This window comes from Corynebacterium sp. HMSC076C10 (assembly GCF_001812455.1).
Taxonomy (GTDB): domain Bacteria; phylum Actinomycetota; class Actinomycetes; order Mycobacteriales; family Mycobacteriaceae; genus Corynebacterium; species Corynebacterium jeikeium_D.
The window spans coordinates 108,187-115,029 of the sequence record NZ_KV809100.1 but is presented as its reverse complement, the minus strand read 5'-3'; the positions used below and the strand labels follow the sequence as shown (position 1 = coordinate 115,029).

Genomic DNA, 6,843 nt, shown 5'->3' with positions numbered 1-6,843 from the left:
CCGATTTCAGACACACTTTCTGACCCTTAACCCTGCTTGGGTTGAAGCAGAGGCAGATGCTGAGCTGAGGTTGTTGGCTTGTCCTTTAACTCTCCTTTAACCCTGTCCGGCACTTATGGCCAGGTTTCGGGGACTTGTCGATGGATTCTCCTGACTTATCGATGGTTTTTCGGCACTTATGCGCACGCTGTGGGCCAGGCTCTCTCACTTGTCGATGCGCTATTCACTTGTGGATACGCTGTAGCGCATCGATAGGTGAATAGCGTGGCCATAAGTCGTCGGATGCGTCGGCCAGCTAGCATCGCAGCCAGCTCGCGAGAAGAGGAGCAAAAACCTCAAAAACTGATTTTGTATTGAAAGCAGTAGAAAACTTGAATAGTTTTGAGATGTGCACGAGGGTAGTCGGCCCTATCTCTTAGCTGGCTGTAATGCGGTGCGCATCCCCATCTGGGGCATTGATATAGCGATGTTCAGTCATGAAATTGATTCACGGTCATATTTTGACGATCATTTGGTACCTGTTTATATCGTGAAAAATCAACCCAAGAATGTGTAAGAAGTATTAAGAGAGCTTGCATGGTGAGGAATCTTCTTCCGGGGAAAACCTGACAATTCATAATCGGAGGGCAAGCGTGAAAAGTGTATTTAGAGCAATACTGTTTACCGCAATTATTTTTGAAGGAGTTCTTTTCCTTCTTATGAATGTGGTATCTGGTTTGCCGGGTTGGGTATTCCTGTTGCCGCTGGTGGTGATGGTTGCGGCTTTTCTCTTGCTGTTTGGGGGTATGTGGCAAGACTATCTCAGAAATGGCAGGTCATGGGCTGCTTCACTGTCCGAGACGGCGAAGAAATTTGGTGTACCTCGAAAAATACTAGCGCTACTCGTTTCGGAAGTTGGTTCACTGATAGCTGCTTTCGCATTCTTTAGGCCTCAGAAAAATGTCGACAGTGAAGTCAGAGCCTTCACTGTACATAGAAACCTTCGAACTGTTGTTTTTATGATACTGGCGCTAAGCGTTGTAGAAATCAGCATTGTGCATTTTGCCATTTCTAATGCACTTTGGCGATATTTATTGCTGGTAATTAGTGTTTATGCCGTAGTTCTTCTATCTGGATTTTACGTAACTGTTCGGGACCATCCGCATCTCATAACACCGCAAGGACTCGTACTGCGAAATGGGCGAAGGCTTATTTGCGAAATTCCGTGGTCACAGTTACGTCATGCGAGCTCCGTAACGGCAGGTGAAGGAGGGGACATAGCAATTGACGAGGACGGCAATCTCAGGGTGCCTGTTTTGAGTGAAGTGAACGTCAGATTAGAAGTGGATTCGCAAGTCGTGGCAGAAGATCTTTACAAGGGGCTAATGACCGTTTTCTCGATTGAGATTTACTGCGACGACAAAGACGCATTCCTCCGCAATCTCGCTGAGGAAAGGAATGCTCATTAAATGCTTGGCAGCTTCCAGGTCTGGTAATCAATCCCGGCCTATCGCCAAAACTTGGTCATCCCGCGCTTGTCCTCCATGTTGAACTCAATCATCTTGGCCAGCAGGTCCAGCGGCATGGACTCGGCTTTGCCGTCCTTTGGCCAGGGGAAACGGACCATCATTTTTCCGTAGGAGAGGCCGCGGGCATCGAAGTCGTCGGAGAACTTTTCAATACCAGCGCGTTCCGGGGCAATCGCCATGTGCTTCTTGGCGTAGGAGAAACCGATGATAAAAGTGCCATCGAGCGTGAACATCGGCTGATTCCAGGCAATGCGAACGCCGAGTTCCGGGTACTTTTCATGAACCCATTCCAACACCTCGAGAGCGACAGCACGCTGCGTGTCATCATCCACCCGCGAGAGGTGATCGGCGAAGAACTCGGCGATGGTTTCGTCGGTCATATGCTGAACAGCCACGGCCTGGATTTTACTGTGCCCTCAACTAATAGCCGAGCCATCAACTAACATGACTCCGAGTGGCTACAGATTTGAATACTCAGTTTGATCCCAAAAAGGCGTGGCCAGCGCTATGGACCGTTTTGCTCGGCTTCTTCATGATTCTGGTCGACGCCACCATTGTCACTGTTGGCATCAACACCATCCAGCATGAACTGGGCGGTGAGCTCAACCAGGTCATGTGGGTGACCAGTGGTTATCTGCTGGCCTATGCTGTGCCGTTGCTTATTACCGGCAGGCTCGGTGATCTCTGGGGAGTCAAGCACACCTATGTAGCGGGCCTGGTTATCTTCGTGTTGGCGTCGCTGGCGTGTGGGTTGGCGCCGTCGTTAAGCATGCTGATCATTGCCCGCGTGGTGCAGGGACTGGGGGCCGCGCTGCTGACGCCGCAGACGATGGCGCTGATTACGCAGATGTTTCCGCCGGCGCATCGCGGTGCGGCGATGGGCCTGTGGGGTGCGGCGGCCGGAATTGCCTCGCTGACGGGGCCGCTGGCCGGTGGCGTGTTGATTGAGCTGCTGAGTTGGCGCTGGATTTTCCTCATTAATGTGCCGATTGGGCTGATCGGGCTCGTCTTTGCGTTCCGCTATCTGCCGACATTTGAGACACACCGCAACAAGATTGATTATCTCGGTGTTGTACTCAGCGCGATTGGTATGTTCCTGCTGGTCTTCGGCATTCAGGAGGGGGAGAGTGCCGGCTGGTCCGGTTGGATCTGGGCACTGATTGCCGGTGGCGTGGTGGTCCTGGCCCTGTTCACCCTGTGGGAGGCCAAGACCACGGCCGAACCGCTGATGCCGCTGTCCCTTTTTAAGGATCGCAACTTCACCATCTCCTCGCTGGCCATTGCCGTGATGGGCGCGCTGGTGGTCGCGGTCGGTTTCCCGATTATCCTCTTCGCCCAGAACGCCCGCGACCTATCGACCATCCAGGCCTCACTACTGCTCGTGCCGCAGGCGCTCATCTCCGGTGTCATGGCACCGTGGACTGGGCGAATGCTAGACCGGCTGAAGTTCCGTGAGTTCGCGCTGATCGGTTTTGGGTCCTCGCTGGTGGGCATGCTCGGGTTTCACTACCTCATCCACGAGGACCTCTCCGTGCTGTGGCTGCTACTGCCGGGCGCCGTGTTCGGTGTGGCGAACGCGTTTATTTGGGGCACGCTGTCGACGGCCGCGACCCGCAACATTGACCCGACCCTCGCCGGTGCTGCCTCCGGTGTGTACAACACCATCCGCCAGATCGGCAGTGTGCTGGGTAGCGCGCTGATTGCTACCGTCATGGCTGCGGCGCTCAGCAGCAACCGTGGCGACTTCACCACCGCCATGAGTGATGCCATGTGGCTGCCGGTGGCGCTGTCGGCCGTGGGCGTCGTGGCATCGCTGGGGCTTAAGAATCCGAAGTAAAACGCTCCACCATGTAGTCAGCGATGCCGACGGGATCGGCTAGGAAGTCCCTGGTTGCCCGTACCGCGAGGGTGTCTTCGAAGTGGGTGGTGTCGGCGTCGTCAAGCGAAATGATTGTTGCTTCCGGTGCGGCGAGCAGGATGGGGGAATGCGTCGCCATGATGATTTGTGCGCCGGCTTCCGCGAGCGCGCCGAGGCGGCCGAGGAGTTCCAGTTGGCGTAGGACCGACAGGCCGGCTTCGGGTTCGTCAAGGAAGATCAGTGATTCGGGACTGAAGCGGCGTTCGGCCAGCGTCATGATGGATTGGCCGTGGCTCATCTGGGTGAGGTCTGCCATTTCTCTGCCACCTGGTAGCTGCCCAAGCGACTCGTAATAGCGCGTGAGGTTCAGGTGCGCGTCGCCGCGAAAGAAGAACGTGTCCGGGGGATTGCGCCTGGTCAGCACCAGCGGGACCGGGGAGGTACGCTCTTGCGTCTTGTACCGCGAGCCGCCGTCCGTATCGACGCCCATCGCCGATGCCAACGCCTCCAGCACCGTCGACTTTCCCTTGCCGTTTTCGCCGGTCAAGATGGTAATCGGCGTGGTGAAGGCCATGGGGAAGGGCAGGGCGAGCTTTACGACGTACGCCGGGAGCTCGGCATCATCGTGAATACGGGCATGGCGGAGGTAGATCATGGTTGCGGTAGCTGGTCGATCTGTTTGAGCAGTTCATAGCCGTCGGCGCCTTCAATGAATGGGACCTGCTTGTTCTCCAGCTTTTCAATTGGCACCGCCGTGCCGTGAGAGAGCACGTGCTCGCTGGGAGTGAGGTTGCGGATTGCGATTGCCGCGACCTTGTCGGGATGCTCCGCCGCGGCCGTGCCGTAGATGAGCGGGTCGTACTGGCCATCATCGCCGACGAGAATCCAGTTGATTTCGGGGAAGTCAATAAACAGGTCCCGGAGCCGCACCTTCTTGTGTTCCTTGCCCGAGCGGAACAGGCCGGTGGGCGTTGGCCCCCAATCGGTGAGAAGCAGTGGGCCCTTCGGCAGGTTGTTGCGGTGCAGGAACTTTTTTAGGGTGCTGAAGGTGTTCCACGCTCCGGTGGAGAGATAGATGACGGGAACGTCCGTGTCCTCGTCGATTTTGCTCGCGTAACGACGGCGAAGCTGCGCATAAAACTCGCTGAATCCAGCGACGGCCTTGCGCTCGTCTGTCTCCTTGACCCAGGAGTTGTAGGCGGCGATGAGGGCGCGCGGCAGCATGGTGACCAACACGGTGTCATCAATATCGGAGACGATGCCATATTTGGTCTCCGGGGAGAGGATGAGGACCTCTGCAGGAGTGTCGTTGATGGTGATTTCGTGCCAGCCGGGTTCGAGGCCGTGATTCCTGATTAGTACCTCGATATAGCCGTTGCTATCCGTGGTGGTTTCCACCGTGCGGTCGCCGGCAGTGATGGTGACGGGAAAGTCCGCGAGTTCGACGGTAAAGAACTGCCAAAATCCGCGTTTTTTGTTTCGTTCTTCGTCTCGTTTTTTGGCCGGATCCTTCAGGAGGACACGGCCGAATACGCGCACGCGCTCTGCATTTCCGTACCCGGTGAAACCGATGATTTCCGGTTCCCAACCAGCGTTTTTGGAACGCTTGGCGGCCAGCGCGTTGATCCTTCTCTCGGTCTTGCGGACGACATCTGCCACGGACATGCTTTCCAGGATACGGGTTGACAGGACGGGGGAGGGTGCGCGTAGGTTGGTCGCCCAAGAGAAAAGTCAACCCTTTAGGAGTGTTCTCTTTTTATGCGTTTTTCCGGTAAGTTCATCGCATCCGCCGCTGTGGCAGCAGGCATGATTGCTGCCCCGACCGCCGCCGCTAACGCTGCATCAGTCAGCGCCTGGGATCAGGTTGCGGCATGTGAGTCCGGCGGAAATTGGCAGACCAATACCGGTAACGGCTACTACGGCGGACTGCAGTTCTCGCAGCAGACCTGGAGTGGCCACGGCGGTGACCAGTACGCACCGACAGCTGACCAGGCCACTAAGGAGCAGCAGATTGAGATTGGCGAGCGCGTGCTTGCCTCCCAGGGTGCTGGCGCATGGCCGAACTGCGGTGGTCCGCTGGGTTAATCCTCCCCATCATCAAAGACCAGATCTGGCACAGCCGCGAATGACAGCCACCACTTCATGTAGTGGTCATGGCGTGCTTTCGTCTTCTGAGTAGCGCGTTTGTCAAAAGTCTGTCGCCCGAACCCGGCTAATGGTCCGGCCGGGACGGTCGCCGCGGTAATACCGTCGGCAGAGGACCACACCTCTGAGCCGTCCTCATAAGCGGTGATATCCCAGAGCTTGTGGGTTTTCAGGTTGTGGTGCTTCCTGCATAGGCAGTGCAGATTCTGTGTGTCGGTGGGGCCACCGGCTTCGGGGTCTTCCTGGTTGTACGGCGCGATATGGTCAATATCGCACTTGTACGCTGGGACTTCGCAGCCGGGGAAGCGACATGTTCCATCGCGACCGTGGACGCGGGCGACCTGCGCTGGAGTTGGACGGTAACCATTGGTGGCGCTGTCTGCTGAGAGGCGGACATGCGTCACCTTTTGCATCCACTCTTCCGTGACCAGCGCGCCAAGCCAGCCGGCGCCGTCCAGCCAGGCATCATCACTGTGGGGCTCGCGGAAAACATTGAGCACAACTTCCGCATTGGTGCGCTGGTGGATGAGTTCCACAAATGCATCCGCCTGCGTCATTTCCTCATTCGCGCGGAAGACCGTTTCAATTGCGCACATGGCGAAATAGGCGCGGTCCGGCCGCAGGGTGAGAATGATTTGGGAGTAGCTGTCAGGACGTTCCACCAAAGTCACCGATTCCGTATCGGTGATGGTGGGAATTGTGCCGTCGGCACGAGCACGGTCATCCAAATCCGCAGCAATATCACCAATTTTGGTGGTGAGCGTGCGAGGGCCAATCATCGCTTGACGACGCTTCCGTGGCGTAACCAATGCCAGAATCTTCTTCTCTGCATCGGGTATTTGATCAGGCTCGATGCCGACTACGCCATGTGCAATGATGCCGAGTTGGCGCATGGATAATGCACAGCTTTCCCGGGCATAGGCCGCCAACTGTGGCATTTTCTCCAGCAACAGGCCAATGTCACAGATACGTAGTGCCTCACTGCGAGTGATTCCCAACCGAACGCTGATGCGAGCGGCATGGTTTTCAACGTCATCATCACCTGCGGGGCAGCAGGCTTCAATTAACTCAAGTTGGGCGCGGTTGGTAGCCCGCGCGAGTGCTGAGAGCTCATCTTCAGGATTTTCGTGAGCCCAATATGGTTCGGGTACTTGTTCGGACTTCATTGGATCCCCCTGGTGCTCCAATGGTTGTCGGTTTTCTTTCGAACTTACTTGCTATCATACGGGCATGTTTCTAGTTTGTAAAGAGAAATGAAAGAGAATTTTGAGGAGTTTTCGAAGGTGGTTGGTAGACCATAAAAGCACCGTGCACCTGGGTGTTTATGGGTTG

The 6,843-nt window shown here is 56.1% G+C and carries 7 protein-coding genes; 3 read left to right on the top strand and 4 right to left on the bottom strand.

Going from position 1 to position 6,843, the window contains the following annotated elements:
* Positions 1 to 632 precede the first annotated feature (632 nt).
* A complete protein-coding gene (locus HMPREF2857_RS03630; protein ID WP_048731909.1) occupies positions 633 to 1,448 on the top strand; it encodes a hypothetical protein in 816 nt (271 codons plus the stop codon).
* Between the two features lie 38 nt (positions 1,449 to 1,486).
* On the opposite strand, the gene HMPREF2857_RS03625 is transcribed toward HMPREF2857_RS03630, so the two are convergent.
* Entirely contained in the window at positions 1,487 to 1,903 is a 417-nt protein-coding gene (locus HMPREF2857_RS03625) for an iron chaperone (RefSeq protein ID WP_083310497.1), read from the bottom strand.
* A 59-nt stretch (positions 1,904 to 1,962) separates the two neighbouring features.
* On the opposite strand from HMPREF2857_RS03625, the gene HMPREF2857_RS03620 reads away from it, so the two are divergent.
* A complete protein-coding gene (locus tag HMPREF2857_RS03620; protein ID WP_070642782.1) occupies positions 1,963 to 3,345 on the top strand; it encodes a DHA2 family efflux MFS transporter permease subunit in 1,383 nt (460 codons plus the stop codon).
* Here HMPREF2857_RS03620 and HMPREF2857_RS03615 read toward each other — a convergent pair.
* Both HMPREF2857_RS03615 and HMPREF2857_RS03610 read right to left on the bottom strand, forming a co-directional pair.
* Positions 3,329 to 4,021: an AAA family ATPase gene (locus HMPREF2857_RS03615; RefSeq protein WP_070642780.1), complete on the bottom strand. Its 693-nt coding sequence runs from the start codon at positions 4,019 to 4,021 to the stop codon at positions 3,329 to 3,331. The two genes, HMPREF2857_RS03620 and HMPREF2857_RS03615, sit on opposite strands and share 17 nt — an antisense overlap.
* Complete coding sequence (locus HMPREF2857_RS03610; protein ID WP_070642778.1) at positions 4,018 to 5,031, bottom strand: App1 family protein; 1,014 nt, start codon at positions 5,029 to 5,031, stop codon at positions 4,018 to 4,020. Before HMPREF2857_RS03610 ends, HMPREF2857_RS03615 begins: the two co-directional genes overlap by 4 nt.
* Positions 5,032 to 5,124: 93 nt before the next feature.
* On the opposite strand from HMPREF2857_RS03610, the gene HMPREF2857_RS03605 reads away from it, so the two are divergent.
* Positions 5,125 to 5,451, top strand: coding sequence for a transglycosylase family protein (locus HMPREF2857_RS03605; protein ID WP_005511827.1), 327 nt, complete (start codon positions 5,125 to 5,127; stop codon positions 5,449 to 5,451).
* Here HMPREF2857_RS03605 and HMPREF2857_RS03600 read toward each other — a convergent pair.
* Complete coding sequence (locus HMPREF2857_RS03600; protein ID WP_070642777.1) at positions 5,448 to 6,677, bottom strand: HNH endonuclease signature motif containing protein; 1,230 nt, start codon at positions 6,675 to 6,677, stop codon at positions 5,448 to 5,450. The genes HMPREF2857_RS03605 and HMPREF2857_RS03600 overlap by 4 nt on opposite strands.
* Positions 6,678 to 6,843 lie beyond the last annotated feature (166 nt).

What these genes read in the sequence shown, in the direction of transcription:
- HMPREF2857_RS03600 (WP_070642777.1), bottom strand. Translation starts at nt 6,677, where the DNA reads ATGAAGTCCGAACAAGTACCCGAACCATATTGGGCTCACGAAAATCCT.
- HMPREF2857_RS03610 (WP_070642778.1), bottom strand. Translation starts at nt 5,031, where the DNA reads ATGTCCGTGGCAGATGTCGTCCGCAAGACCGAGAGAAGGATCAACGCG.
- HMPREF2857_RS03615 (WP_070642780.1), bottom strand. Translation starts at nt 4,021, where the DNA reads ATGATCTACCTCCGCCATGCCCGTATTCACGATGATGCCGAGCTCCCG.
- HMPREF2857_RS03605 (WP_005511827.1), top strand. Translation starts at nt 5,125, where the DNA reads ATGCGTTTTTCCGGTAAGTTCATCGCATCCGCCGCTGTGGCAGCAGGC.